Origin of the sequence: Archangium gephyra, from assembly GCF_049060025.1 — a bacterium.
GTDB classification, from domain to species: domain Bacteria; phylum Myxococcota; class Myxococcia; order Myxococcales; family Myxococcaceae; genus Archangium; species Archangium gephyra_A.
Genome location: NZ_JBMEQQ010000002.1, coordinates 7,176,072 through 7,198,568 on the forward strand (window position 1 = coordinate 7,176,072; position 22,497 = coordinate 7,198,568).

Consider the following 22,497-nt stretch of genomic DNA (forward strand, 5'->3'; position numbering starts at 1 on the left):
ACGGCGCACGAACAGGCGCCGCACGGCACGACTCTGATACGACCCGGTCTCCATGCGAGTCAAAAGAATCGTCGCCAACGTGGTGAGCCCGGCACCCGCTGCAGCCGCTCGCTTCTACAAGGACATCCTCGGCCTCGACCTCCTCATGGACATGGGATGGATCGCGACCTACGGGTCCGAAGAGGAGATGCAGGTCCAGATCAGTTTCATCTCGGAAGGAGGCTCGGGTGCCCCGGCGCCAGACCTGTCGATCGAGGTGGACGACCTGGAAGCGGTGCTGCGCCGGGTGAAGAAGGCGAAGCTTCCCGTGGAGTACGGTCCGGTCGACGAGCCTTGGGGCGTGCGCCGGTTCTTCGTGCGAGATCCCTTCGGCAAGTTGGTGAACATCCTCGCTCACGACTGAGGACGCACTCCCCCGCGTCGAGAAGCAGGCGGAAAAGCGCATGTGTACGGAGAGATGACCCGACTAGACAAGTTGGCCCCGCAACGCTACTCTCTACGTCAGTCTGCTGCTTGAGAACATCAAGCGCTGGCCGAAGCGCCCAGGCGGTGAGTGGCAACGTAGTTGTCGCGTCGAACGACCCAAGTGATGGAGTTCCCCGGGGACTGCTGGAGTAGGAGTTGAGCGTCAGCGCTCCGGGGTGACGTGCGCCGTGTGAGCGCTCCCACTCCAAGCAGCTCATCAAACTCCCCTTGGGCGCCAGCTCGAACCCTGGGGTCGGGCTTGCTGGGACATAACGAGGGCGTTATATTGTGGAGCACGACCATTCGGCCACCGGAGGAGCGAGACATGAGCAAATTCAGATTTACGGGCTGATATGAAAATCTTGTTTTATCAGACACACAGCGGCAACGCTCCCGTCGTGAAGTATCTGGAGTCTCTCGATGACCACGAAGCAGCGCCCCTCTACGCAGCGCTCGGGGACATTGAGCTCCATGGGCTGGAAGGAGCAGCGGTCCAGCTTCGGGTCATCCGGGGCAAGTTTTGGGAATTAAAGGTCGGTCAGCATCGAGTCTTCTACGTGCTCGTCACGGGCCCGGACATGGTGCTCCTCCACGCCTGCAAGAAGCAGGGACGGAAGGCTCGCAAAGAGGACTTGGACCTCGCCAAAGCCCGGATGAAGGAGGTGCTGGCCGCCGAATGAAAAGGCGCATCTACGAATGGCTATCAAGAAGAAGACCAATCCCCATGTGGGCGGCAGCCTGAGTGAGCTCATCGAGCGCAGGAAGGCCAGAAGCCCGGACTTCGCCAGGCTCTACGATGAGGAGCTCGACAAGCTCGCCCTGGCGCGGCGGCTTCGCGAATTGCGTGAGAGTCAGAACCTCAGTCAGGCCGAACTCGCCGCCCGAGTTGGCACCCAGCAACCCGCCATCGCGCGCATCGAGAGCGGCAAGGTCGTGCCGCGGCTCGACTTGCTGCACAAGATCGTCGCTGCGCTCGGCATGCGGCTGGAGCTCCGGTTCGCCAAGCAGGGTTGAAGCCGGGAAGGGAAGAGCCGCGAACCGCGCCCGTCAGCCCTTGGGCGCCGGCTGCTGCCCGTACGTCTTGAACTTCTCGAGCACCCGGGCCATCTCCGCCGCATCGAGCAGCACGGGCTCGCCCACCTGCAACGCGCGCCAGTACATGGCCGCCAGCGTCTCCACCTCCACCGCCAGCTTGAAGGCCCCCGCCAGGTCCTTGCCCAGCGCCAGCATCCCATGGTTCGCCAGCAGGCACGCCTTGCGCCCCTCCAGCGCCTCCACCGCGTGGCGCGACAGCTCCTCCGTGCCGAACGTCGCATACGGCGCGCACCGGATGTCCGCGCCCCCCGCCGCCGTCACCATGTAGTGGAACGCCGGAATCCCCCGCCGCAGGCACGCCAGCGTTGTGCAGAACATCGAGTGCGCGTGCAGCACCGCCCCCACCTCGGGCCGCAGCATGAGGATGTCCCGGTGGAAGCGCCACTCGGACGACGGCGCGCGCCGCCCCTCGTGGCTCCCGTCCATCCGCATCAGGACGAGGTCCTCCGGCACCAGCGAGTCGTAGTCCATCCCCGTCGGCGTCAGCAGGAAGCCGTCCTCCACCCGCTGGCTCAGGTTGCCGCTCGTCCCCTGGTTCAGCCCCGACGTGTTCATCCGCCGCGCCGTGGCGATCATCGCCTCGCGCAGCGCCAGGTGTCCCACCGTGCTCACGTGCCCGTCCCCCGCAGTGCCCGCCGCTCGGGGAAGAGCGACAGCAGACCCTCGGGGGTGGCCGCGCACACCCCGCGCTCCGTGACGAGCGCCGTCACCAGCCGCGCCGGCGTCACGTCGAAGCCGTAGTTGGCCACCGGGCTCCCCTCCGGCGTCACCCGCACCGTCACCACCTCGCCCGAGGGCAGCCGCCCGCTCAGGTCCGTCACCTCGCGCCCATCGCGCTGCTCGATGGGGATGTCCCTCACCCCGTCCTCCAGCGTCCAGTCGATGGTGGGCGAGGGCAGCGCCACGTAGAAGGGCACCCCGTTGTCCTTCGCCGCCAGTGCCTTCAAGTACGTGCCAATCTTGTTCGCCACGTCGCCCCGGGCCGTGGTGCGGTCCGTGCCCACGATGCACAGGTCCACCTGCCCGTGCTGCATCAGGTGCCCGCCCATGTTGTCCACGATGACGGTGTGCGGCACGCCGTGCTGCCCCAGCTCCCACGCCGTCAGGCTCGCGCCCTGGTTGCGCGGCCGCGTCTCGTCCACCCAGACGTGCACCGGAATGCCGCTGTCATGCGCCTGGTAGATGGGCGAGAGCGCCGTGCCCCAGTCCACCGTGGCCAGCCAGCCCGCGTTGCAGTGCGTGAGCACGTTCACCCGCCCCTGGCGGCCCTTGCGCTCCCACGCCGACGCGATGAGCCCCCGCCCGTGCTCGCCGATGGAGCGGTTGATGGCCACGTCCTCGTCGGCGATGGCCACCGCGCGCTGGTACGCCGCCGCCACCCGCTGCGCCGGGGGCAGGGGCCGCAACACCTGGCGCATCTCATCGAGCGCCCAGCGCAGGTTCACCGCCGTGGGCCGCGTGGCCTGCAGCAGCGCGCACGTCCGCTCCAGCGCCCCCTCCGAGGCGTCCTCGCGCAGCCCCAGGCACACGCCGTAGGCCGCCACCGCCCCGATGAGCGGTGCTCCGCGCACCTGCATGGCGCGGATGGAGTGGGCCGCCTCCTCCAGCGTCGTGAGCCGCAGCGTCACGAAGGCGTGGGGCAGGTGCGTCTGGTCGATGATTCCCACCGACCAGCCGTCGGCTTCCAGCCAGACGCTGCGCATGGGCTTTCCGTGGACCTTCATGGGGCGGTGTCTCCTCGCGATGGGCTGCCCGACGGGGGGAACACGGTAGACCCGGCACCCTCACCCCGACCCTCTCCCGGAGGGCGAGGGGAGAGTGGCACAGGCCCCCCTCCTGGTGGGAGAGGGGGCGGGGACACGGGCCCTCTTCCGGCTAGCGCTTCAGGACCCGGCCCGCCACCGCGTCGAGCCGCTGGAGGACCGCCGGGTCTCGCGCTTCCGGGGCGGTGATGAGGGCATGGTCCAGGGCCGTCTGGCAGCCATGGCGGCACGGGCCCGCGTGCTTGCCCAGCAGCGGCACCACGTTCTTCACCAGCGCGCGCGCCTTGCCCGCGTTGGCCATCAGCACGGAGATGACCTGGTCCACCGTGACGGCCTCATGCCCCGGGTGCCAGCAGTCGAAGTCCGTCACCATGGCCACCGTCGCGTAGCAGAGCTCCGCCTCGCGGGCGAGCTTGGCCTCGGGCATGTTCGTCATGCCGATCACGCTGCAGCCCCAGCTCCGGTACAGCTCGCTCTCGGCGAGCGTGGAGAACTGCGGCCCCTCCATGGCGAGGTACGTGCCGCCGCGCTTCACCGGGACGTCCACCCCCTGGATGGCGCTCATCACCGCGTCGCCCAACCGCGTGCACACCGGCTTCGCCATGGACACGTGCGCCACGCAGCCCGTGCCGAAGAAGCTCTTCGTGCGCGCGAAGGTCCGGTCGATGAACTGGTCCACCACCACGAAGGTGCCCGGGGGCAGGTCCTCGCGCAGGCTGCCCACCGCCGACACCGAGAGCACGTCCGTCACCCCCACCCGCTTGAGCGCGTCGATGTTGGCGCGGAAGTTGATGTCCGACGGCGACAGCTTGTGGCCCCGGCCATGGCGCGGCAGGAACACCACCTGCGTGCCCTCGAGCCTGCCGAAGCACAGCTCGTCCGAGGGTTCTCCAAAGGCCGAGGACACCTTGCGCCAGGAGACCTCCTGGAGGCCGTCGATCTGATAGAGGCCACTGCCTCCGATGATGCCGATAACGGGAGGGGACGGGTGCGCCATGGGCGGAGCTCCGGGGGACGGCAGGGACAGGCCCTCACTCTTCCCGCCGTGCTCCGGGGAGGCAACAGGAAGATGCGTCAGCTCGCGGGGACGGCGTACTGGGCGCGGATGCGCGTGGCGGCCTGGGTGAGGCCCACTTCCTGGAAGCGCTCGGCGGCCCAGGCGGCCGCGGGCGGCAGGGTGGCGGTGACGACGAAGGGCGTGGCCACCCGCGCGAAGTGGCGCATGACACTCACCATCATCTGCACCGCGGGCGTCTGGGCGATGTACGCCGTGCCGAGCGTCCAGCGGCGCAGCGGCGCCTCGTGCTCGCGCAGCCAGTCGGTGTAGCGCTGGCGCAGACACGCGGGGGGCATGTGCACCTCGCGCGCATCCACGATGCACACGTGCGGCTCGCCCCTCGCCAGGTACGTGCTCCGCTCCGCCAGGTACGCCTCCAGGTCCTGCATCGTGCCGCCCCGGCCCAGCTTCACCACCAATAGCGGCCACAGACGCCCATCCACCGTGATGGGTGACGTGAGCTCGCTCGGGAGCGCGAAGGTGAGTGGGAAGGCCAGCGGCATTCCGTCCTGAGGGGGGTTGGAGTGAAATCGGAGCAAGGGTGGGTGGATGTACCGCAATTCGGGAGGAAAGTTGAGTGGAATGCGATGGTAATGGAGGCTCGTGTCCACTGCGCGTACACGCGGGGAGATGGCTGAGATGAACTTACGGTGCCAATCATGTGGGGCTGATCTCGTGGTGGCGGAAGAATTGCGCACGACGGTATGTCCCTACTGCGCGGCGCCGTCGGTGGTGGAGCGGCCGCCGAGCGTGGACAGGCCGGCGCCCACCTTCGCGCTGGGCTTCGCGATGACGCAGCCCTCGGCGGCGGAGAAGGTGAAGCACTGGCTGCGCACGCGTCATCCGTGGAGCCACTCGGGGCTCAAGAAGGCGCCGTTGCAGGACGTGCGCGGCATCTACGTGCCGGCGTACCTCTACAGCGCGCTGGCGCAGTCGGAGTACAGCGCCTCCATCGGTGAGAACTACACCGAGACGGAGACGTACACGACGACGGAGAACGGGAAGACGGTCACCCGGACGCGCACGGTGACGAAGACGGAGTGGCGCTCGCTGGAGGGCTCGCATGCCGAGTACGTGCCGGACGTGCTGGTGACGGCCTCGCGCGGGCTGAACAACGTGGAGCTGGAGCACATCGAGCCCTTCGACTTGAGGATGCTGGCGCGCTACGAGCCGGCGCTGGTGGCGGGGTGGGTGGCGGAGGAGCCGTCGCTCTCGCGCGAGGAGTGCCTGGAGATGGCGCGCCAGGAGGCGATGGAGCGGATGAAGCAGCGGCTGAATGCGTTCATGCCGGGGGACTCGCACCGGATGCAGCACGTGGACACGCGGCTGAGCGCGGAGTCGCTGGAGGTGTGCCTGGTGCCCGTGTGGGTGCTGGCGGCGCGGTATGACCCGGAGAAGCCGCCGCTGCGGGTGGTGGTGAACGGGCAGTCGGGCGAGGTGCACGGCGAGGTGCCCATCTCCTGGGTGAAGGTGGCGCTGACGGTGCTGGCCGTGGCGGTGGTGGGGCTGCTCGTGTACCTGTGGATGAACCAGGGAGGCCGCTCATGAGCGCGCGGGTGGTGACGGGGTGCGACCGGTGCGGGAGCGCGCTGGAGGTGGGGGACCTGCGCTGCCCCATCTGCGCGCTGTCGGTGGCCGAGCCGCGCGAGCGGGGCGTGCTGCTGGAGAAGGTGCGGGCGAAGGTGGTGAGGTGCGTCACCTGCGGGGCGTCGCTGGAGTACTCGGCGGAGGTGAAGGCGCCGCGGTGTGCCTTCTGCGCCTCGGTGATGAAGGTGGAGACGATGGCGGATCCGCTGGAGCAGGCGGAGAGCTTCCTGCCCTTCACGGTGGACGAGGCGGCGGCGCGCGAGGCGCTGGGGCGCTTCCTGGGGGAGAAGCGCTTCTTCCGGCCGTCGGACCTGGCGGCCGCGGCGGCGCTGCAGTCGCTGCGGCCCATGTGGTGGCCGGCGTGGGGCTTCACCGCGGGGGCGCGGGTGAGCTGGACGGCGGACTCGGACGCGGGGAGCAGGCGCTCGGCGTGGGCACCGCACTCGGGCCAGGAGACGATGAGCTTCGAGAACATCCTCGTGTCCGCGTCGCGAGGGCTGTCGGAGCGCGAGTGCGAGCGGCTCGCGGAGCACTACCAGTTGGGCACCGGGGAGCAGGCGCCGCGCGGGCCGGAGGACGCGCAGGTGGAGCGCTTCGACGTGACGCGCTCGGGGGCGCGCAAGCAGATCATGGCGGCGGTGGAGGCGTTGGCGGCCGAGGAGATGAAGCACGAGCACGTTCCGGGCAACCGGGTGCGCAACCTGCACGTGGCGGTGGTGCTCTCCAGCCTGGAGACGAAGCGCTACTCGCTGCCCGCGTACGTGCTGGCCTACCAGTACCGGGGCAAGGTGTACCGGGTGGTGGTGCACGGGCAGGACGCGGGCGTGGTGCTGGGCGACGCGCCGCTGTCCTGGGCGAAGGTGGTGCTGGTGGTGGGCGCGGTGCTGCTGGTGCTGGCGCTGCTGGTGCTGGTCTTCACGAGTAGCTGAGCAGGCCCGGAGATCACGGATGAAGAGCGGCGAGAAGCGCGGGCTCCTGGCGCGGGTGGCCCGGTGGACGGGACTGGTGGTGGTCATCGCACTGGCCGCCACCGCCGCCGATGCGTGGACGGCGCTGGGGAAGAAGGCCAGCGGAGAGCGGCGCGCGCGGATGGAGCGCTCGCCCCAGTGGCAGGACGGCCATTTCGAGAACCCACAGCCGCTCTACAACGACTGGTGGGGCTCGCTGTCGGCCATGTTCGGCGCGAGCCCGTACGTGGGCCCCACCGAGCCGCTGCCCACGGTGCCCGGAGACCGCCGCCGCTTCGAGACGCCACCGGCCACGGGCCTGCGCGTCACGTGGCTCGGCCACTCCTCGGTACTCATCGAGCTGGACGGCCACCGTGTCCTCACGGACCCCATCTGGAGCGAGCGCGCCTCGCCCCTGGACTGGGTGGGCCCCAAGCGCTGGTACGCTCCCCCCATCGCGCTCGGGGAGCTGCCGCCCATCGACGCCGTCGTCATCTCCCACGACCACTACGACCACCTCGACCATCCGACGCTGGTGGCGATGAAGGACTGGGACACCACCTTCATCGTGCCGCTCGGGGTCGGCGCGCACCTGGCGTCGTGGGGCGTGCCCGAGGCGCGCATCGTCGAGCTCGACTGGTGGGAGCGCACGCGGGTGCGTGGGCTGGAGATTGTCGCCACCCCGGCGCGCCACGCCTCGGGGCGCACGGCCATCGACAAGGACGCGACGCTGTGGGCGGGCTTCGCGCTCCTGGGCCCCGCGCACCGCGCGTACTACTCGGGTGACACGGGGCTCTTCCCCGCGATGAAAGACATTGGCGCGCGCCTGGGGCCCTTCGACGTGACGATGATCGAAGTGGGCCAGTACCACAGCGCGTGGCCGGACTGGCACATCGGGCCCGAGCAGGCGGTGCTCGCGCACCGGATGGTCCAGGGCCGCGTGCTGCTGCCGGTGCACTGGGGGCTGTTCACCCTCGCGGTCCACGGGTGGACCGAGCCCATCGAGCGCGTGCTCGCGGCCGCCGCGCCGGGGAACGACACGGTCGTCATCCCCAGACCCGGCCAGAGCATCGAGCCCTCGGCCCCGCCCGAGCGCGAGCGCTGGTGGCCGGAATTGCCCTGGGAGACCGCGGCGCAGCATCCCATTGTCTCCACCCGGGTGAACTGAATCCAAAGCCAGGTGGGCCAGGCCCTCTGGGGAGGAGGCTCCGGACGCGCTCGGGAGCAACTGGTCCGATTGTTGGACCAGTTGGAGCGCCGCGCGTCCGGCGGGCCTCCCGTTTCCTGACGTCATGACACAATCATGACGAAGAGATGGAGGACCCACGGCCATCCGCTCCGCCCTGTCCCGATAGGTTGACGTTCGTTGTTGCTCTCTCCCCCAGGGGTTTCCCCCTTCCTGGAGCACGCAATGCGTCAAGCCTTTCCCCGTTTCGCCACCGTGGCCCTCGCGGGCTGCGCGGGTGTTGCCCTCCTCACCGCCGCGGATACGCGAAAGCCCGCAACGGAGTGGCTGGCCCGTCCGGCCGAAGCCTCCCGCGTGGCGCGAGTGGAGGCGGGCCTCGCTCCCGCCACCCTGCCGGGCGAGGAGCCCCTGCAGATGTCGCTCCAGCGGTGGATGGAACTCTACAAGATTCCGGGCCTGAGCATCGCCGTGTTCGAGAAGAACACCCTCGTCTGGGCCAAGACGTATGGCGTGAAGCAGGCGGGAAGCTCGGAGCCCGTCACCGTCGACACGCTGTTCCAGGCCGCCTCCATCAGCAAGCCGGTGACGGCGCTGGCGGCGCTGCGCTACGCCGAGCAGGGCAAGTGGTCGCTCGACGCCAACCTCAACGAGAAGCTGGTGTCGTGGAAGGTGCCGGACAACGAGCTTACGAAGGAGCGGAAGGTGACGCTGCGCCGGGTGCTCAGCCACACCTCGGGCCTGACGGTGCATGGCTTCCCGGGCTATGCCGTCAACGAGCCGCGGCCCACCGTCCCGCAGTTGCTCGAGGGGCAGAAGCCCGCGAACACGGAGCCGGTGCGTGTGGACCTCACGCCCGGCTCGGAGACCCGGTACAGCGGCGGCGGTCTGACGGTGCTCCAGTTGATGATGGAGGACCAGCTCGGGAAGCCGTTCCCGCGCATCATGAAGGAGGCGGTGCTGGAGCCGCTCGGCCTGAAGGACAGCACGTTCGAGCAGCCTCTGCCGGCGGGGCTGGCCGCGAGGACGGCCGCCGGGACGCGCGCGAGCGGAGAGGGTGTCGAGGGCCGGTGGCACGTCTACCCGGAGATGGCGGCCGCCGGCCTGTGGACGACGCCGTCCGACCTGGCGCGCATCGCCATCGAGGTGTCGAAGGCGAAGGCGGGCACGTCCAAGCGCGTGCTGTCCCAGGCGATGACGAAGCAGATGCTCTCCAAGCAGTCGGAGGGGTACGGGCTCGGGTTCGAGCTGCATGAGGGCACGGACCGGTTCGGCCACGGCGGCTGGAACGATGGCTACACGTCCACGCTGATCGCCTTCGCGGACTCGGGCAGCGGGGTGGCGATCATGGCCAACTCGGACAACGGGCCCCTGCTCTTCGAGCGGATCGCCGCCAGCACCGCCGAGGAGTACGGCTGGAAGTCCTTCACGCACCGCCTGCAGTCCCCGCTGATGAGGGTGGACCTGCTCGCGCGCATCCGGGGCGGCGAGGCCGTCGTCGCCTGGTACGAGGGGATGCGGGCGGAGGGCCAGCGGTTGCCGCCGCCCCTGCTGACGAAGATCGCCTATGGGCTGCTGCTCTCGGGCAAGCACGGCGACGCCGTGAAGGTGCTCGAGGCGCAGATCAAATACTTCCCGGAAGACGCCGAGGCCCATGACAGCCTGGGTGAGGGCTACTCCAAGGGGGGCAGGAAGCAGGAGGCCATCGCCAGCTACAAGAAGGCGCTCGCGCTCGACCCCCGGAACAGCAACGCGGTGAAGATGCTCGAGCAGCTCGGCGCGAAGCCCTGAGGCGCGGTGAGCGGGGTTGAACCCGCGCGGAGGAGGCGTAGGCTGGCGCCCCGTGGCCCCGACTCCTCCGTTGCTCGATGACATGCTCGTCTTCGCCGAGGTGGTGAGCGCGGGAGGCATCACCGCGGCGGCGGCGCGGCTGGGGTTGCGCAAGTCGACGGTGAGCCGGCGGCTGGCGGCGCTGGAGGAGCGGCTGGGGACGCGGCTGCTCGAGCGCAACACGCGGCGGTTGCGGCTCACCGAGCCGGGGCGCGAGTACCACGCCCACTGCGCGCGGCTCGTCGCGGAAGCGCGGGCGGTGAACCGGGCGGTGAGCGAGTCGCGCGGCACACCCCGGGGCACGCTGCGGGTGGCCACGTTCTCGCTGCTGGGCGAGCTGCTCACGCCGGTGCTCGCCGAGTTCCTCCTGCGCCACCCGCAGGTGCGTGTGCAGCTCTCGCTCGCCCAGGCGCACGTGGACCTCATCGCCGAGGAGTACGACCTGGCGCTGCGCACCGGGCCGCTGATGGACTCGTCCATGGTGGCGAAGCAGCTCGGACACGTGCGCACCGGCTACTACGCGAGCCCCGCCTACCTCAGCCGGCGCGGCACACCCCAGTCGCCCGAGGCGCTCACGGGCCACGAGTGCGTGCTGATCGCCGAGCCGGGCACGGACGAGGTGTGGTTCTTCACGGGCCCGCGAGGCGCGCGCACGGTGCCGGTGAGTGGCCGGTTGCAGGTGCCCAGCGTGCGCGCGGGGCATGCGGCGGCGCGAGCGGGACTCGGACTGGTGCGCCTGCCCACGGTGCTCGTCGGGGACGACGTGCGCGCGGGTGTGCTCGTCCCGGTGCTGGAGGCGGTGACGCCGCCGGGCCTGCCCCTCTACGCCGTCTATCCCAGCAGCCGGCAGCTTCCGTCCAAGGTGCGCGCCTTCCTCGACATGCTCGCCGAGCGCCGGGCCGCGCTTCCCTGGGAGCACTGAGGGAATGGGGCTCTTCGCGGAACAATCCATTGCGCGCGGGGCTCTCGTCCGCGCGCGGGGCCGCCGTTAAGTCTTTGCGTGGGAGGTGGGGCGATGGCCATGGTGGCCACGGCGCTCCCGCCTCGCGAGGGACACGCCATGAGCACGGACATCATCGACCTGAAGGACCCGGACTTCCGCCGCGAGGTGTTGGAGGCGGAGGAGCCGGTGCTGGTGGACTTCACGGCGGAGTGGTGCGCTCCGTGCCGCGCCATCAAGCCGGCGCTGGAGGCGCTCGCCTCCGAGTACAAGGGCCGGGTGAAGGTGGCGCGGCTCGACGTCGACGACAACCTGGTGACGGCCCAGGAGTACGGCATCCGCTCCATGCCCACCCTGCTCTTCTTCAAGCAGGGCAAGGTGGTGGGCCAGATTGTCGGGGCCGTGCCGCGGGCGAAGCTGGCGAGCGCGTTCCAGCAGGTGCTCTGAGTTCAGAGCTCCAGCGCACAGCCCGACTGGCAGGAGTTGCCGATGTGCGCCGTCGTCCCGGAGATGTTCCCCTCGCAGGCCGCGTACTCGCGAACAGGGGTCCCCGGCTTGCGCGACACGGAGCACCCACCGCAGGTCCCGTACTCCGTCCAGTAGATGAGACGGTCTCCCACGGGGCACCCCGGCTTGGGCTCCACCCGCTGCTCCACGCTGGAGAGCTCATCGCTCTGGAGGGACTCGTCGGCGAGCTCGCTCCCGCCACAGGCGGCGAGGGTCAGCGACAGGCAGGCGGCGGCGAAAAGCTTCGACAGGCGCATGGGGGCTCCTTGGTGGAAAAACGGGAGCCCCCAGTAAACCCTGAAACCGCTGTCTACAGCCAGTGGTCCTGCCAGAGCGTCACGGCCTTGTGCGACTGGGGGAACAGGACGACGAAGAGCCGGAAGATGCCGCCTCCGTACGAGCCCTCATAGACGGCCACCTGCACGTTCTCCGTGCCGTTGCCGTAGGTGGAGAGAAGCTCCGGGTGCAGCCGCATGTAGGCGATCTCCATGCGCGCCTCCATGTCCGCGTACGGGATGATGCCGGTGAAGGACATGGCGTAGGACCAGACGGCGTCCTGCACCTGGGGGGTGCGCTGCGCCATGGCGAGCGTGGGCTCGCCCGAGTAGGCCCACGGGAAGTTGTAGACGTGCAGCTCGCCGTCGCAGCCGCCGTCACAGCCCCAGTACGCCTGCCGCTCCAGGTCGTGGATGTTGGGCGGGAGCGCCTCCTCGTCGAGCTGCAGCGTGTAGCCCGACGGGGCCGGGGAGGGCAGGGACAGGTCATCCAACTGGAGGCGGAACTGCTTGCCCGCGCCGGTGCCGGTGCTCACCACCACGAGGTACTCGCCGTCCTGGGGCAGGGTGAGGCTGGCCACCTTGCTGAGCTGCCCGTAGCCCGCGTCATCATCCTGGGCCAGCGCCGTGGTGCCGTAGCCGCCGGACGCGTTCTTCGGCCCGTACACGAAGAGGCCCGTGTCCAGGTACATGGAGCTGCCCAGGTGCGTCACCTCCAGCTTCACCCACTTGCTCGCCGGAGCCTGGAAGCTGAAGGACAGGTATTGCGGATGGGTGGTGAAGCGCGTCTGCACGGCACCGGGCAGCGCCACCGGGCCGAGGTACGCGGTGCTGTCCAGGATGTTGCCGCTGGCCGGCGCGGGCGGCGGGTACAGCACCGCCTGGGTGCTCTCGCCCACTTCCGGCGCGGGGAGCGGCTCGGCCTCGGTGCCACCACCACAGGCGCTGGCCGCGGCCAGCAACAGCACGAGACACGACTTCCTCAGCTTCGACAGCATGGGTGCTCCTTCGGGAAGGGGAAGGGTCCGGTCTTCGCCTACCGGGAAAAGTGAGAATCCCAGAAAGACGGGAAGGTTCTCAAGCCACGGCTTCCGGAGGCTTGACCCGGGGTGATGCACCACAGAAGGTCCCCGGATGAGAGAAAAGGGAGGGGCCGCGGCGGGCGGCTTCGAGTCCGAGCGCCCGGAGATGGCGGACCTGCGCCGGCAGCTCGAGGGAGGGCTGGAGGTGCTCGAGGCGTGCTCCGCGCGCCATCGCGAGCTGTCCGCGGCCCTCCAGCGCAGGGACTGGAAGGAGCAACTGCGCCAGGCGCCCGGACTGCTGAGCGACGCCCTTCGCGCGGAGTCCTCCCTGCCCGAGGTGCTCGCGCGGCTCCAGCGCCGGGCCGAGCGGGAGCCGGATCGCGAGGGGCCCGCGAGCCGGTGGCTGCGGAGCCTCGAGGAGGAGCGCACGGCGTTGTCGCGGCACATCGCCCGGCGGCTCTCCGGGCGCGCGGAAGGCTCACTGGCCGATCAGCTCGGACGGCTCGGGGCCGTGGCGCTCAAGCCGCTGCCCCTGCCTCCCGGCGAAGGAGAGACCGTGCTGCTCGAGGGAGGCTCTCGCTGGCCCCCCTTCAGCCACTTCATGCTCTTCTTCTTCTCGTGGAGTTTCGCCGTGCCGCTGGTATGGGTGTGGGTGAGAGTGCGGGTGGGGGGGTATGCGGGGGAGGAGGCGGCGGCGTGGGCGGCGGCATGGGTGGGCGTACCGCTGTTCCTGCTCGTCTACGCCTGGTTCTTCCTGCGCTCCGGGCACTACTGGCTCACCTCGGAGCGGCTGCTCTGGAAGCCACGCCTCGGCGAGCCCGTCCAGGTGGCGCTGTCCTCGCTGGGGGATGGCGAGGTCACCCTGGCCTCCAGCACCGTGATGGTGGGCGGGCGCGTCAAGATGACCCTGCGCCACGTGCCGGGGGCCTGGAAGCTCGCCGCGCTCCTCTCCATCCACCGCCGCCCGGAGTTCCGCGGGGTGGCCCGGCGTGAGCCACCGCCCTCGATGGTCATACTGACCATGTACCGCTCCCCTCCCGGTGAGACGCCCGACATGGAGAGCGTGATGAGTGGGCTCGGCGTGCTCCGGCCTGGGTTCGTCGTCTATTTCCCTCCCCGGCGGAACCTGGCGCCCACGCTCCTCGATGCCCTCACCGTCCCCACGGGCTCCTCGAGTGAGCCCGCGTGGCGCTCGCGCGACAGGGTGGAGGTCCCCACCTCCCTGCTGCTCGAGCAGCTCCAACTGCTGCCCGAGGAGCGCATCGACGCGCTCCTGCGCAAGGCCGCCGAGTCCAACCTGGAGATCGTCCTCTGGGAGCCGAGGGAGCTGATCTGGAACGTCGGTGGCTCGTCCTGGCTGGAGCTGGTGCGCGGCGAGGAGGCCCTGTGGGGCTCGGTTCCGTCCTGGGCGGCACACCAGCACGTCGGACGCGTCCTCCAGCACTGGCGCCGGGAGTGACGCGCATGGAGAACGTACAGGTGCTTTCGAGACGTTCCATGCGGTCAGGCACGGCTTCCGCGGCGGGGCTCGCCTGGTTTTCACGGGGCCTTGGCTTCGCGTTCGCACTCGGGTCTTTGGCCTGGGGCGGGTGCGCAACTCCGGCTCCCACTGCGCACCCACCCGGGACACCGATGAAGACGAGCTGTCCGGCCTCCATCGAGCTGCCCACGGTCGAGGAGTGCCGCGAGGAGGTGGCGAAGATTGTCATGATGGAGGTGCAAGACATCCAATACGATGGGTTTACGATTTCGGCGCGAATCCTGGTGAGTCCCGAAGGGGGCTCCTTGCGCCTGGACAGACGGCTCATTCCGAGCGTCGATGTGAGCATTGGGATCTTCGCGGATTGTGAGCGTGGGTCCGTGCCGTCCATCCACATGGATCGCTTCTTCCCACCCCCGAATCGGGCGGAGAACCTCATGGTTCTCGAGCCTGGCTACTGGTACGGCACCACGGTGCACTTCATGCCGTTCGATGACCACTTCGCTGGAATCGGGCCGGAGTGCGTCGAGGCCACCCTCCGTCTCCACGCATTCGACGGCAGAGTCGTGGTCCGCGAGCGCATCCGGGCCGTGCGTCCCCCCTCGCCGGACGGGGGCACACGCAAGGGCGAATGGCCGGAGATAGACTGGGACGCGCTGCTGGAAGGCGGCACGGAGGCGGACGGAGGCACCCGGGAAGTCCCGCCCCCCGCCGAGGACGCGGGCTCCTTGGCAAACCCGTCCGGCTCGCGGTAGCGAGGCGGCATGCGGATTCCGGATTTCAAGCTCGAGCGCTACTTCGCGAAGTGGGAGTTCAACGCGCCGTACCTGCTGTGCTCCTCGGACCTCGAGGGCTGGCGGATGAGCGAGTTGCTCGCGCTGGCGGACGAGGACGGGCGCGAGCGCTGGGAGCGGCTGTCGCTGGGCTACACGGAGTCCACCGGGCTGCCGGCGCTGCGGGAGGAGATTTCCCGGCTGTACCCCGGAGTGGGGCCCCAGCACGTGCTGACGTTCGGCGGAGCGCAGGAGGCCCTCTTCGTCCTGATGAACGTGCTGTTGGGGCCGGGGGACCACGCGGTGGTGACGTGGCCGGGCTACCAGTCGCTGCACGAGGTGGCGCGGGCCACGGGCGCCGAGGTGTCGCTGCTGCGGCTGCGCGAGGAGGACGGCTGGAAGCTGGACCTGGAGGCGCTGAAGCGCGAGCTGCGCCCCCACACGAAGCTGCTGGTGGTCAACTTCCCGCACAACCCGACGGGGGCCCTGCCGGACGCGGCGGCGTGGAAGGGCCTCTTCGCGCTCGCCGCGGAGCGGGGCATCCACGTGCTGTCGGACGAGGTGTACCGGCTGCTGGAGCATGACCCGAGGGACACCCTGCCGCCGGCGGCGGAGCTGTCGGCGCGGGGCGTGAGCCTGGGGGTGATGTCCAAGGCCTTCGGGCTGGCGGGGCTGCGCGTGGGGTGGCTCGCGAGCCGGGACACGGCCCTGCTGGAGCGCTGCGCCGCCTACAAGGACTACACCACCATCTGCAACGCCGCCCCGAGCGAGGTGCTCTCCCTCATCGCGCTCCGGGCGAGGGAGCGCGTGTTGGCCCGGAGCCGGGAAGCTCCTCGCGCGCAACCTCGCGGTGCTCGATGGCTTCTTCGCACGGCGGGCGGACACGTTCCGCTGGGTGCGTCCGGCCGCGGGAAGCGTGGCCTTCCCGAAGTTGTTGAAGGACATGCCGGTGGCGGAGTTCTGCCAGCGGCTGGTGGAGGCGGAGGGCGTGCTGCTGCTGCCCGGCGACGTGTATGACTTTCCGGGCAACCACTTCCGGCTCGGACTGGGCCGGACGAACATGCCCGACGCGCTCGCACGGCTGGAGCGCTTCTGCGACACCTTGTGAGGCTCCCTCCCGAGAAGCTCTGTACGTCGCACGACACATGGCCGAGGCCGTGTGCGGCCCGAAACCGGGTACGTGAAGCCCGGCTCTTGAGTTAGGACGCCCCATGGTATGGCGGTAGTTGGCCTGGAAGGAGCGAGGGCGAGATGAGCGAGTCGACGACGGAGCGGACTCAAGACCGGATTCCCACGGGCGTGCCCGGCCTGGACACCGTCCTGCACGGCGGTCTCCTGCGCCGGGGCGTGTACATGCTCCAGGGCCGCCCGGGCGCGGGGAAGACGATCCTCACCAACCAGCTGTGCTTCCACCATGCCTCGCAGGGCGGCCGCGTCCTCTACGCCACCCTGCTGGCCGAGACGCACGAGCGCCTGCTCTTCAACCTCGAGCCGCTCACCTTCTTCGACACCTCGCGCATCCCCACGCAGGTCTCCTATCTGAGCGCCTTCCAGACGCTCGAGCAGGGAGGCCTCAAGGCGCTCGTGGAGGTGCTCCGCCGGGAGGCGCGGGCGCGCCAGGCCACCCTGCTCGTGGTGGACGGCCTGGTGACGGTGGAGGAGAGTGCCCAGTCCAAGCGGGACTTCAAGAAGTTCATCCACGAGCTTCAAATCCACGCCAACCTCGTCGGCTGCACCATCCTGCTGCTCACCAGCTCCGGCGAGGAGCCGGTGGGGCCCGAGCACACCATGGTGGACGGCGTGCTCGAGCTGAAGGACAACCGGCTGGGCCGGCGGGCGGAGCGTGAGCTGGAGGTGAAGAAGTTCCGGGGCAGCAGCTACCTGCGCGGCGGCCACGCCTTTCAAATCACGAACGAAGGCATCCTGGTGCACCCGCGCATCGAGGCGCTCCTGCAGAATCCCTCCCTCGAGGATCCCTGCAAGACCGCACGGGTCCCCACGGGCATCCCCCAGTTGGACAAGATGCTCCACGGGGGCGTTCCGTGTGCCTCCACCAGCGTCCTCTTTGGCCCCACCGGGGCGGGCAAGACGACGTTCGGGTTGCACTTCCTCGACGAGTCGAGCAAGTCGGAGCCGGGCCTCCTCTTCGGCTTCTACGAGACGCCTCCCCGCCTGCTTCTCAAGGCCCGGGCGCTGGGGCTCGACATCGAGAAGAAGCACAAGCAGGGCGTCCTCGACCTCCTGTGGCAATCGCCCACCGAGCGCATCCTCGACGGGCTCGGCAACAAGCTCATCAATGCGGTGCGCGCGCGGGGCGTGAAGCGGCTCTTCGTCGATGGGGTGGACGGCTTTCTTCAGTCGGCTTCCGATCCCAACCGCATCAGCCACTTCCTCGCCGCGCTCACCAACGAGCTGCGGGTGCTGGGCGTCACCACGCTCTACACCAGCGAGCTGCAGGAGATGTTCAGCCGGGATGTGAAGCTGCCGATCAGCGGGATCTCGAGCCTCGTCGAGAACATCTTCTTCCTGCGCTTCGTGGAGATGCACGCGCAGGTCCACCGGATGCTGTCCGTGGTGAAGATGCGCGACAGTGACTACGACACCACCCTCCGCGAGTACCGCATCACGTCCCGGGGCATCCATCTCGCCGACACCTTCCAGAGTGCCGAGTTCATCCTGACGGGCGATGCCAAGGTGCTCGCCGTGCCCAAGCGCAGGGGCCTGCTCAAGAAGCGGAGCCGCTAGCCGTGAAGACCCTCCTCGTGGTGGACGATGAGGCAGGCATCACCGAAGCGCTCAACGACTTGTTGAGCGAAGAGGGCTTCCACGTCCTCGTGGCGAGCCATGGCAAGGAGGCCCTGGCGCGCATGGCCGAGAAGCGGCCGGATCTCATCCTGCTCGACTACATGATGCCGGTGATGGATGGGCGCGAGCTGCTGCTGGCCCTCCAGGGCGACGCCGCGCACCGGGACATCCCGGTGCTCATGATGAGTGCCGTGCCCCGCTCCAGCCTTCCCCTCGACTGCCAGCCCCTGGCCTTCCTGCGCAAGCCCTTCACCATCGACCGGCTGCTCGCGGAGGTGAACCGGCTGCTCGGAGGCGGACGTCCCTAGGCCGCCCGGGCGCGGCTCGCGCTCCTCCGAGCCGCCGAAGGGGGCAGGAGAGCGAGCGCGCGCTCCGGGACACCTGGGAAGTCATTTGATTGATGGACCCGGGAGGGCAGGTCATGGATGCTCGGGGGGCCGCCCCGGGTTGGGAGTAGGGGAGGATGACACTCACCCGCGAGGGCTCTTTTTTGGAAAACAATCAGCACCGCATCGCGCTGTTCCTCGACTTCGAGAACCTGGTGACGAACACCGGGTTCACCTCCGGCAACTTCGACCTGCAACCGGCGATGGACCGCCTGCTGGAGCGGGGCAAGGTGGTGTTCCGCCGCGCCTACTGCGACTGGTCTCGCTTCAAGGATGCCAAGGGCAACCTGCACGAGTTCGGCGTCGAGCTCATCGACGTGCCGCCCTCGACGCGCTCGGGGAAGAACGGGGCGGACATGCGCCTGGTCATCGACGCGCTGGAGCTGTGCTACGCGCGCGAGCACATCGACACGTTCGCCATCGCCTCGGGAGACAGCGACTTCTGCCCGCTGGCGTACAAGCTGCGCGAGAACGGCAAGCAGCTCATCGGGCTCGCGGTGAAGGAGGCGACGAGCCCCCTGTTCGTGAAGGCCTGTGACGAGTTCATCTACCTGCGGCCGCGCACCCGGGCGGAGAAGGACAAGGAGAAGCGCGCCCACGAGGACGAGGGCGGGCGGGGCCGCGGCAAGCACGGCAAGGGGCACGGGGAGCGCCAGGGGAAGGAGCAGGCGCACGGGAACAAGGGGAAGGCCGAGGGGCAGAAGGCCGAGGGGCCGAAGGTCGAGGTGCCGGAGAGTGTGGTGGAGGTGGTGCAGCGCCTGCTGGCGAGGACGACGGGGACGCTCAATCCGTCGCTCATCAAGGAGGCTCTGGTGCGCAAGGAGCCGGACTTCGACGAGCGCGACCACGGCTTCTCCTCGTTCACCAAGCTGCTGGGGGCGCTGGAGCAGGAGGGAGTGCTCAAGCGCGTGCAGCAGGGGCGGCAGTGGTACGTGGTGGCGCCGGACGCGGCGCCGCTGGAGCCCACGCCCGAGTCGAAGGGCCGGGGCCGGGCCGCGCGTGCTCCCGTGGAGGAGGAGGACGAGGAGGAGGTCTACCCGGATCCGGTGGACGACTTCTGAGTCCCGCCGGAGCGGAAGGGCGGACTACCTGCCCTTCTGCTTCTTGTGGTGGGCCTCGATGCGCTGCTTGAAGTCGGGCATCAGCTCGTTGGGGATGGGAATCGAGAGGTTGTACTGGGCGAGCTTCCAGACGCCCCCGTCCTTCACGAGGACGCCCGAGCCGCGGGCCGGTCCCATGTTGGGCGTGGAGAGCGCCTCGTCGAACCAGGCGACGGCGCCGTCCTTCGAGAAGCGCACGTGGCGCGACACGGAGGTGAAGCTCCAGGCCTTGCCCTGGGAGAAGTAGGGCCTGGCCCAGGCGCGGAACTCGTCACGCGTCCAGCGCTCGGTGGCATCGGTGCCGAGGAAGACGGCGTCGGGCGTGAAGTGGCCGAAGTAGCGGGCCTCGTCCGCCTGGGCGGCGGCCTTGTGCCAGTCATCCAGTACGGTGTTCACGGCGGCCGTGGGCGTGGAGGCGGCGGGCGTTCCCGCATCGGGCGTGGCGGTCAGCAGGGCGAGGCAGAGCAGGGCGGCGGTGGGCATGGGCGCCATGAGCGCGCGGGCCCAGGGGCCGGTCAAGGAGGAGTTTCCGGGCGCGCTTGGAGCAATCACCCTGTTTGTTCTTGTCGGGGAAGGTGTGCCGGTGCGTCCCTTGCTCGGGCGACCTCGGGTGGGGGATTGTTGGGAGGCTGTCCAGGAGACCCTCCATGGCCCCGCCCCTCTCGCAACAGACGGCTGCGCGCGTCGCCCCCGTGTCCCAGAAGCAGACCGCCCGGGACGTCATCAACATCGTGGTCATGGTGGGCGGCACCGTGGATCCGATCAACAGCGATCCCAAGGTCCGCTCCGCCAGCTACCGCAATCCCAATATTCCTCCGCCGCCCGATCCCACGAAGAACAACGATCCGGATTGGTACTGGGGGGACAATGGACCGCTCGGCGACGCCCTCCTGGAACTCCAGAAGAAGTACCGCAACCTGCACCTCTTCGTCGCCCACGGGTGGACGGGCGACAACTCGCCCACCAACCGGCGCATTGCCGGGGCCTACCTCGCGGACCGGCTGTGCGGAGGCAATGGCGAGAAGGCCTACTACAAGCGCTTCCTCCACAGCGAGGTGTCCATCCACCTCATCGGCCACTCGCATGGTGGCAACGTCATCAACGAGTTCACCCACCGGGCGGCCACCTCCAAGCAGTGGCCGAAGCAGTGGAAGATCCGCAGCATCACCTATCTGTCCACGCCCTTCTTCACGCGGCTGCACCCGGTGGACACCGGCGCCTTCCACAAGGACTGCCGCGTCCTCAATGTCTACTGCAAGTACGACCTGACCCAGCGTGTCATCGCTGACTTCTCCCTCCATCCCCTCAATGACGTGCTCCAGCAGGTGCGCGCCTCCGAGTTGGTGGAGCGGATCGCCCAGGTGAAGTTCGACACGGGGCTCCTCCAGAGCGCCATGCTGTCCGTGGATATGCAGCTCACTCGGAGCAAGTGGTACCAGCTCGATCCCAAGCTGCTGATGGACGCGGATGCGGGCATCAAGCTCTACGAGGGGGTGCTCTCCACCCTGAAGCAGGTCCACGCCGTGTTCGACAAGGCGCGGGAGATCATCGGCAGGTTCAACCAGGGCATCGACTACCCGGTGCCCAAGGAGCTGGACGCGAAGCTGACGAAGCATCGCCAGGTGATGAGCGACGCGCTCGCCTCGAAGTTCCGCCTCCGGCTGGACGAGATCGAGCGGGGGCTGGACAAGACGAAGAAGGCCTTCCTGGTCCGTCTCAAGGGCGGCAAGTTTCCGCACCAGGGCTTCTTCGAGGACCTCCACGTCACCGCCTTCCTGCTGCCACTGGTCAAGTTCCTCTCGGTGGATCGCACCAGCCTGAGGGGCCCGCTGTGGGACCTCGTGTACGAACTGCTCAAGGAGCAGATCCACGAGTTCGACAACACGAAGACCACCCCCGCCGACCAGCTCCGGGGGACACCATTCGCGGCCCGGATCGTGGACCTGCCCATCACGGACAAGGACTTGCTCTTTGGCAGGGGGAAGGATGCCGCCTTCGACAAGTTCATCTCCCGGCTGGAGGCCATCGAGGTCCGTTATGCGCAGTTCCCCTCCCAGCACGCGCTGATGGACCTGCTCTTCACGCTCATCGCCCAGATGGAGCCGCTGAGGACCGCGGTGTCCAAATGGGCGACCGCGGTGGACTGGTACGAGGGCATGTTGCGCAGCCAGGCCTGGGTGAAGTCGAAGCTGGGGACCCAGACCGATCAGGACAAGCTGGTGCTGCGTTTCGTACAGATGTTGGAGAGCTACGCGCTCATCTTCAAGGACCGCGACTGCGGGCCGATGCAGGTGGATGACCCCAAGTTCAAGCAGCCGGAGGGCCATCCTCCCCTGGGCAGCATCCCCTACCTGGCGATGACGGCGCACTCCACCAGCCGCCAGGACCTGTACCCGAAGGTGAGGACGGCCCTGGAGGGCCAGTTGGATACCCTGCCGCGTGCGGGGCGCTGAGAGGGCGCGTGCCGCTCAACGGGGACGGGAGGGAATGCACCGCCCCACGGAGCCCTTTGCACACTCGTTGGAGTCGGTCCATCTGGCGCCGGACAGCTGCGCCTCCGTCAGGTCCGCTCCCTCCAGGTTGGCCAGTGCCAGATTGGCGTCGCGCAGATCGGCGCCGCGGAAGATGGCCCCCTCGAAGTTGCACTTCGCCAGGGTCGCGAACCGGAGCTTCGCTCCCGAGAGGTCCGCGCGCATGAGGAGCCCGCCTCCACTGGGCACGTGATAGAAATTCGTCTTCTTGGATTGGCGGTAGGGCCCCATCGGGCCATTCATGGCGCCGCTCTCCAGGTTGATTCCGCGCAGGTTGGCACCCTCGAAATTGACGGACTCCAGGGTGTTGGTGTTGCGCAGATCCACCCCCTCCAGATTGGCTCCCTGGAACTGCGCGTTCATCAATCTGGCATCATCGAGCCGAGCCCCACGCAGGTCCGCCTGCCGTGCATCCACGGCCTCCAGACCAGCGCCGGTGAGGTCAGCGTTGCGGAGGCGCGCGCGCGCCAGCTTCGCGCCCGACAGCGTCGCACCCTTGAGGCGGGCTCCTTCGAGGTCCGCCCCCTCCAACGAGGCGTCCGTGAGATCGCACCCCTCGCACTCGCGCGTCTCCAGCAGCCGCCGGACGATCTTCTCGCGTTCACTGAGGCACCCGGAGAGGGTGGGGGCGCTCAGCAGCAGGATGAGGGAGAAGAGCCGGGCGAAGCGCATCGGGTGTCGCATGGCCCCGGAGTCTACCCCGTCCCCCCGTGCGTCGCTCCGGGCCCAATGCCTCCAACCGGGTGGCGGA

General features: G+C 69.0%; 24 protein-coding genes. 16 read left to right on the forward strand and 8 right to left on the reverse strand.

Annotated elements, in window-relative coordinates:
- Positions 1 to 52 precede the first annotated feature (52 nt).
- The 3 genes from ACN28I_RS31285 (at position 53) to ACN28I_RS31295 (ending at position 1,479) form a co-directional block, all read left to right on the forward strand.
- Positions 53 to 403, forward strand: a complete 351-nt coding sequence (locus ACN28I_RS31285; protein WP_420945577.1) for a VOC family protein — start codon at positions 53 to 55, stop codon at positions 401 to 403.
- Between the two features lie 415 nt (positions 404 to 818).
- A complete protein-coding gene (locus tag ACN28I_RS31290; protein WP_420945578.1) occupies positions 819 to 1,145 on the forward strand; it encodes a type II toxin-antitoxin system RelE/ParE family toxin in 327 nt (108 codons plus the stop codon).
- Between the two features lie 16 nt (positions 1,146 to 1,161).
- On the forward strand, positions 1,162 to 1,479 hold the full coding sequence (locus ACN28I_RS31295; RefSeq protein WP_420945579.1) for a helix-turn-helix transcriptional regulator: 318 nt from the start codon (positions 1,162 to 1,164) through the stop codon (positions 1,477 to 1,479).
- Positions 1,480 to 1,512: 33 nt separating this feature from the next.
- Here ACN28I_RS31295 and ACN28I_RS31300 read toward each other — a convergent pair whose 3' ends face one another.
- From ACN28I_RS31300 to ACN28I_RS31315, 4 genes are all read right to left on the reverse strand, one after another.
- A complete protein-coding gene (locus tag ACN28I_RS31300) occupies positions 1,513 to 2,136 on the reverse strand; it encodes a class II aldolase/adducin family protein (RefSeq protein WP_420948750.1) in 624 nt (207 codons plus the stop codon).
- Between the two features lie 32 nt (positions 2,137 to 2,168).
- A complete protein-coding gene (mtnA, locus tag ACN28I_RS31305) occupies positions 2,169 to 3,284 on the reverse strand; it encodes an S-methyl-5-thioribose-1-phosphate isomerase (protein WP_420945580.1) in 1,116 nt (371 codons plus the stop codon).
- A gap of 151 nt (positions 3,285 to 3,435) precedes the next feature.
- Positions 3,436 to 4,320 carry an S-methyl-5'-thioadenosine phosphorylase gene (locus ACN28I_RS31310; RefSeq protein WP_420945581.1) on the reverse strand — a complete coding sequence of 295 codons (885 nt, stop codon included), beginning with the start codon at positions 4,318 to 4,320 and terminating at the stop codon, positions 3,436 to 3,438.
- 77 nt (positions 4,321 to 4,397) lie between these two features.
- Complete coding sequence (locus ACN28I_RS31315; RefSeq protein ID WP_420945582.1) at positions 4,398 to 4,883, reverse strand: hypothetical protein; 486 nt, start codon at positions 4,881 to 4,883, stop codon at positions 4,398 to 4,400.
- Positions 4,884 to 5,070: 187 nt separating this feature from the next.
- Between ACN28I_RS31315 and ACN28I_RS31320 the strand changes: the two genes are divergently transcribed.
- The 6 genes from ACN28I_RS31320 to trxA all read left to right on the forward strand — a co-directional run bounded on the left by ACN28I_RS31320 (position 5,071) and on the right by trxA (position 11,314).
- Positions 5,071 to 5,928 (forward strand): hypothetical protein, encoded by an 858-nt coding sequence (locus ACN28I_RS31320; protein WP_420945583.1) that lies wholly within the window; start codon positions 5,071 to 5,073, stop codon positions 5,926 to 5,928.
- Entirely contained in the window at positions 5,925 to 6,896 is a 972-nt protein-coding gene (locus ACN28I_RS31325) for a zinc ribbon domain-containing protein (RefSeq protein ID WP_420945584.1), read from the forward strand. Before ACN28I_RS31320 ends, ACN28I_RS31325 begins: the two co-directional genes overlap by 4 nt.
- A gap of 19 nt (positions 6,897 to 6,915) precedes the next feature.
- Positions 6,916 to 8,082: an MBL fold metallo-hydrolase gene (locus ACN28I_RS31330; protein ID WP_420945585.1), complete on the forward strand. Its 1,167-nt coding sequence runs from the start codon at positions 6,916 to 6,918 to the stop codon at positions 8,080 to 8,082.
- A gap of 243 nt (positions 8,083 to 8,325) precedes the next feature.
- Positions 8,326 to 9,888: a serine hydrolase gene (locus tag ACN28I_RS31335; protein ID WP_420945586.1), complete on the forward strand. Its 1,563-nt coding sequence runs from the start codon at positions 8,326 to 8,328 to the stop codon at positions 9,886 to 9,888.
- A 52-nt stretch (positions 9,889 to 9,940) separates the two neighbouring features.
- Positions 9,941 to 10,849, forward strand: coding sequence for a LysR family transcriptional regulator (locus tag ACN28I_RS31340; protein WP_420945587.1), 909 nt, complete (start codon positions 9,941 to 9,943; stop codon positions 10,847 to 10,849).
- A 138-nt stretch (positions 10,850 to 10,987) separates the two neighbouring features.
- Positions 10,988 to 11,314, forward strand: a complete 327-nt coding sequence (gene trxA / locus ACN28I_RS31345) for a thioredoxin (protein WP_420948751.1) — start codon at positions 10,988 to 10,990, stop codon at positions 11,312 to 11,314.
- Between the two features lie 2 nt (positions 11,315 to 11,316).
- On the opposite strand, the gene ACN28I_RS31350 is transcribed toward trxA, so the two are convergent.
- Both ACN28I_RS31350 and ACN28I_RS31355 read right to left on the reverse strand, forming a co-directional pair.
- On the reverse strand, positions 11,317 to 11,631 hold the full coding sequence (locus ACN28I_RS31350) for a hypothetical protein (protein ID WP_420945588.1): 315 nt from the start codon (positions 11,629 to 11,631) through the stop codon (positions 11,317 to 11,319).
- Positions 11,632 to 11,684: 53 nt separating this feature from the next.
- Positions 11,685 to 12,647: a PPC domain-containing protein gene (locus ACN28I_RS31355; RefSeq protein ID WP_420945589.1), complete on the reverse strand. Its 963-nt coding sequence runs from the start codon at positions 12,645 to 12,647 to the stop codon at positions 11,685 to 11,687.
- A 136-nt stretch (positions 12,648 to 12,783) separates the two neighbouring features.
- On the opposite strand from ACN28I_RS31355, the gene ACN28I_RS31360 reads away from it, so the two are divergent.
- The 6 genes from ACN28I_RS31360 (at position 12,784) to ACN28I_RS31385 (ending at position 19,176) form a co-directional block, all read left to right on the forward strand.
- Positions 12,784 to 14,130 (forward strand): hypothetical protein, encoded by a 1,347-nt coding sequence (locus ACN28I_RS31360; RefSeq protein WP_420945590.1) that lies wholly within the window; start codon positions 12,784 to 12,786, stop codon positions 14,128 to 14,130.
- A gap of 173 nt (positions 14,131 to 14,303) precedes the next feature.
- Positions 14,304 to 14,906 (forward strand): hypothetical protein, encoded by a 603-nt coding sequence (locus ACN28I_RS31365; protein WP_420945591.1) that lies wholly within the window; start codon positions 14,304 to 14,306, stop codon positions 14,904 to 14,906.
- A gap of 9 nt (positions 14,907 to 14,915) precedes the next feature.
- The gene (locus tag ACN28I_RS31370) at positions 14,916 to 15,941 is read left to right on the forward strand and encodes an aminotransferase class I/II-fold pyridoxal phosphate-dependent enzyme (protein WP_420945592.1); all 1,026 of its coding nucleotides are present in this window, start codon (positions 14,916 to 14,918) and stop codon (positions 15,939 to 15,941) included.
- Between the two features lie 234 nt (positions 15,942 to 16,175).
- Positions 16,176 to 17,669, forward strand: coding sequence for an RAD55 family ATPase (locus ACN28I_RS31375; protein WP_420945593.1), 1,494 nt, complete (start codon positions 16,176 to 16,178; stop codon positions 17,667 to 17,669).
- 2 nt (positions 17,670 to 17,671) lie between these two features.
- Entirely contained in the window at positions 17,672 to 18,037 is a 366-nt protein-coding gene (locus ACN28I_RS31380; RefSeq protein ID WP_420945594.1) for a response regulator, read from the forward strand.
- 155 nt (positions 18,038 to 18,192) lie between these two features.
- Positions 18,193 to 19,176 (forward strand): NYN domain-containing protein, encoded by a 984-nt coding sequence (locus ACN28I_RS31385; protein WP_420945595.1) that lies wholly within the window; start codon positions 18,193 to 18,195, stop codon positions 19,174 to 19,176.
- A 24-nt stretch (positions 19,177 to 19,200) separates the two neighbouring features.
- Here ACN28I_RS31385 and ACN28I_RS31390 read toward each other — a convergent pair whose 3' ends face one another.
- Entirely contained in the window at positions 19,201 to 19,698 is a 498-nt protein-coding gene (locus ACN28I_RS31390) for a nuclear transport factor 2 family protein (protein WP_420948752.1), read from the reverse strand.
- A 164-nt stretch (positions 19,699 to 19,862) separates the two neighbouring features.
- On the opposite strand from ACN28I_RS31390, the gene ACN28I_RS31395 reads away from it, so the two are divergent.
- Positions 19,863 to 21,668: a hypothetical protein gene (locus ACN28I_RS31395; RefSeq protein WP_420945596.1), complete on the forward strand. Its 1,806-nt coding sequence runs from the start codon at positions 19,863 to 19,865 to the stop codon at positions 21,666 to 21,668.
- 15 nt (positions 21,669 to 21,683) lie between these two features.
- On the opposite strand, the gene ACN28I_RS31400 is transcribed toward ACN28I_RS31395, so the two are convergent.
- A complete protein-coding gene (locus ACN28I_RS31400) occupies positions 21,684 to 22,430 on the reverse strand; it encodes a pentapeptide repeat-containing protein (protein WP_420945597.1) in 747 nt (248 codons plus the stop codon).
- Positions 22,431 to 22,497 lie beyond the last annotated feature (67 nt).

What these genes read in the sequence shown, in the direction of transcription:
- ACN28I_RS31285 (WP_420945577.1), top strand. Translation starts at nt 53, where the DNA reads ATGCGAGTCAAAAGAATCGTCGCCAACGTGGTGAGCCCGGCACCCGCT.
- ACN28I_RS31290 (WP_420945578.1), top strand. Translation starts at nt 819, where the DNA reads ATGAAAATCTTGTTTTATCAGACACACAGCGGCAACGCTCCCGTCGTG.
- ACN28I_RS31295 (WP_420945579.1), top strand. Translation starts at nt 1,162, where the DNA reads ATGGCTATCAAGAAGAAGACCAATCCCCATGTGGGCGGCAGCCTGAGT.
- ACN28I_RS31300 (WP_420948750.1), bottom strand. Translation starts at nt 2,136, where the DNA reads ATGATCGCCACGGCGCGGCGGATGAACACGTCGGGGCTGAACCAGGGG.
- mtnA (WP_420945580.1), bottom strand. Translation starts at nt 3,284, where the DNA reads ATGAAGGTCCACGGAAAGCCCATGCGCAGCGTCTGGCTGGAAGCCGAC.
- ACN28I_RS31310 (WP_420945581.1), bottom strand. Translation starts at nt 4,320, where the DNA reads ATGGCGCACCCGTCCCCTCCCGTTATCGGCATCATCGGAGGCAGTGGC.
- ACN28I_RS31315 (WP_420945582.1), bottom strand. Translation starts at nt 4,883, where the DNA reads ATGCCGCTGGCCTTCCCACTCACCTTCGCGCTCCCGAGCGAGCTCACG.
- ACN28I_RS31325 (WP_420945584.1), top strand. Translation starts at nt 5,925, where the DNA reads ATGAGCGCGCGGGTGGTGACGGGGTGCGACCGGTGCGGGAGCGCGCTG.
- ACN28I_RS31330 (WP_420945585.1), top strand. Translation starts at nt 6,916, where the DNA reads ATGAAGAGCGGCGAGAAGCGCGGGCTCCTGGCGCGGGTGGCCCGGTGG.
- ACN28I_RS31335 (WP_420945586.1), top strand. Translation starts at nt 8,326, where the DNA reads ATGCGTCAAGCCTTTCCCCGTTTCGCCACCGTGGCCCTCGCGGGCTGC.
- trxA (WP_420948751.1), top strand. Translation starts at nt 10,988, where the DNA reads ATGAGCACGGACATCATCGACCTGAAGGACCCGGACTTCCGCCGCGAG.
- ACN28I_RS31350 (WP_420945588.1), bottom strand. Translation starts at nt 11,631, where the DNA reads ATGCGCCTGTCGAAGCTTTTCGCCGCCGCCTGCCTGTCGCTGACCCTC.
- ACN28I_RS31355 (WP_420945589.1), bottom strand. Translation starts at nt 12,647, where the DNA reads ATGCTGTCGAAGCTGAGGAAGTCGTGTCTCGTGCTGTTGCTGGCCGCG.
- ACN28I_RS31360 (WP_420945590.1), top strand. Translation starts at nt 12,784, where the DNA reads ATGAGAGAAAAGGGAGGGGCCGCGGCGGGCGGCTTCGAGTCCGAGCGC.
- ACN28I_RS31365 (WP_420945591.1), top strand. Translation starts at nt 14,304, where the DNA reads ATGAAGACGAGCTGTCCGGCCTCCATCGAGCTGCCCACGGTCGAGGAG.
- ACN28I_RS31370 (WP_420945592.1), top strand. Translation starts at nt 14,916, where the DNA reads ATGCGGATTCCGGATTTCAAGCTCGAGCGCTACTTCGCGAAGTGGGAG.
- ACN28I_RS31375 (WP_420945593.1), top strand. Translation starts at nt 16,176, where the DNA reads ATGAGCGAGTCGACGACGGAGCGGACTCAAGACCGGATTCCCACGGGC.
- ACN28I_RS31385 (WP_420945595.1), top strand. Translation starts at nt 18,193, where the DNA reads ATGACACTCACCCGCGAGGGCTCTTTTTTGGAAAACAATCAGCACCGC.
- ACN28I_RS31390 (WP_420948752.1), bottom strand. Translation starts at nt 19,698, where the DNA reads ATGCCCACCGCCGCCCTGCTCTGCCTCGCCCTGCTGACCGCCACGCCC.
- ACN28I_RS31395 (WP_420945596.1), top strand. Translation starts at nt 19,863, where the DNA reads ATGGCCCCGCCCCTCTCGCAACAGACGGCTGCGCGCGTCGCCCCCGTG.
- ACN28I_RS31400 (WP_420945597.1), bottom strand. Translation starts at nt 22,430, where the DNA reads ATGCGACACCCGATGCGCTTCGCCCGGCTCTTCTCCCTCATCCTGCTG.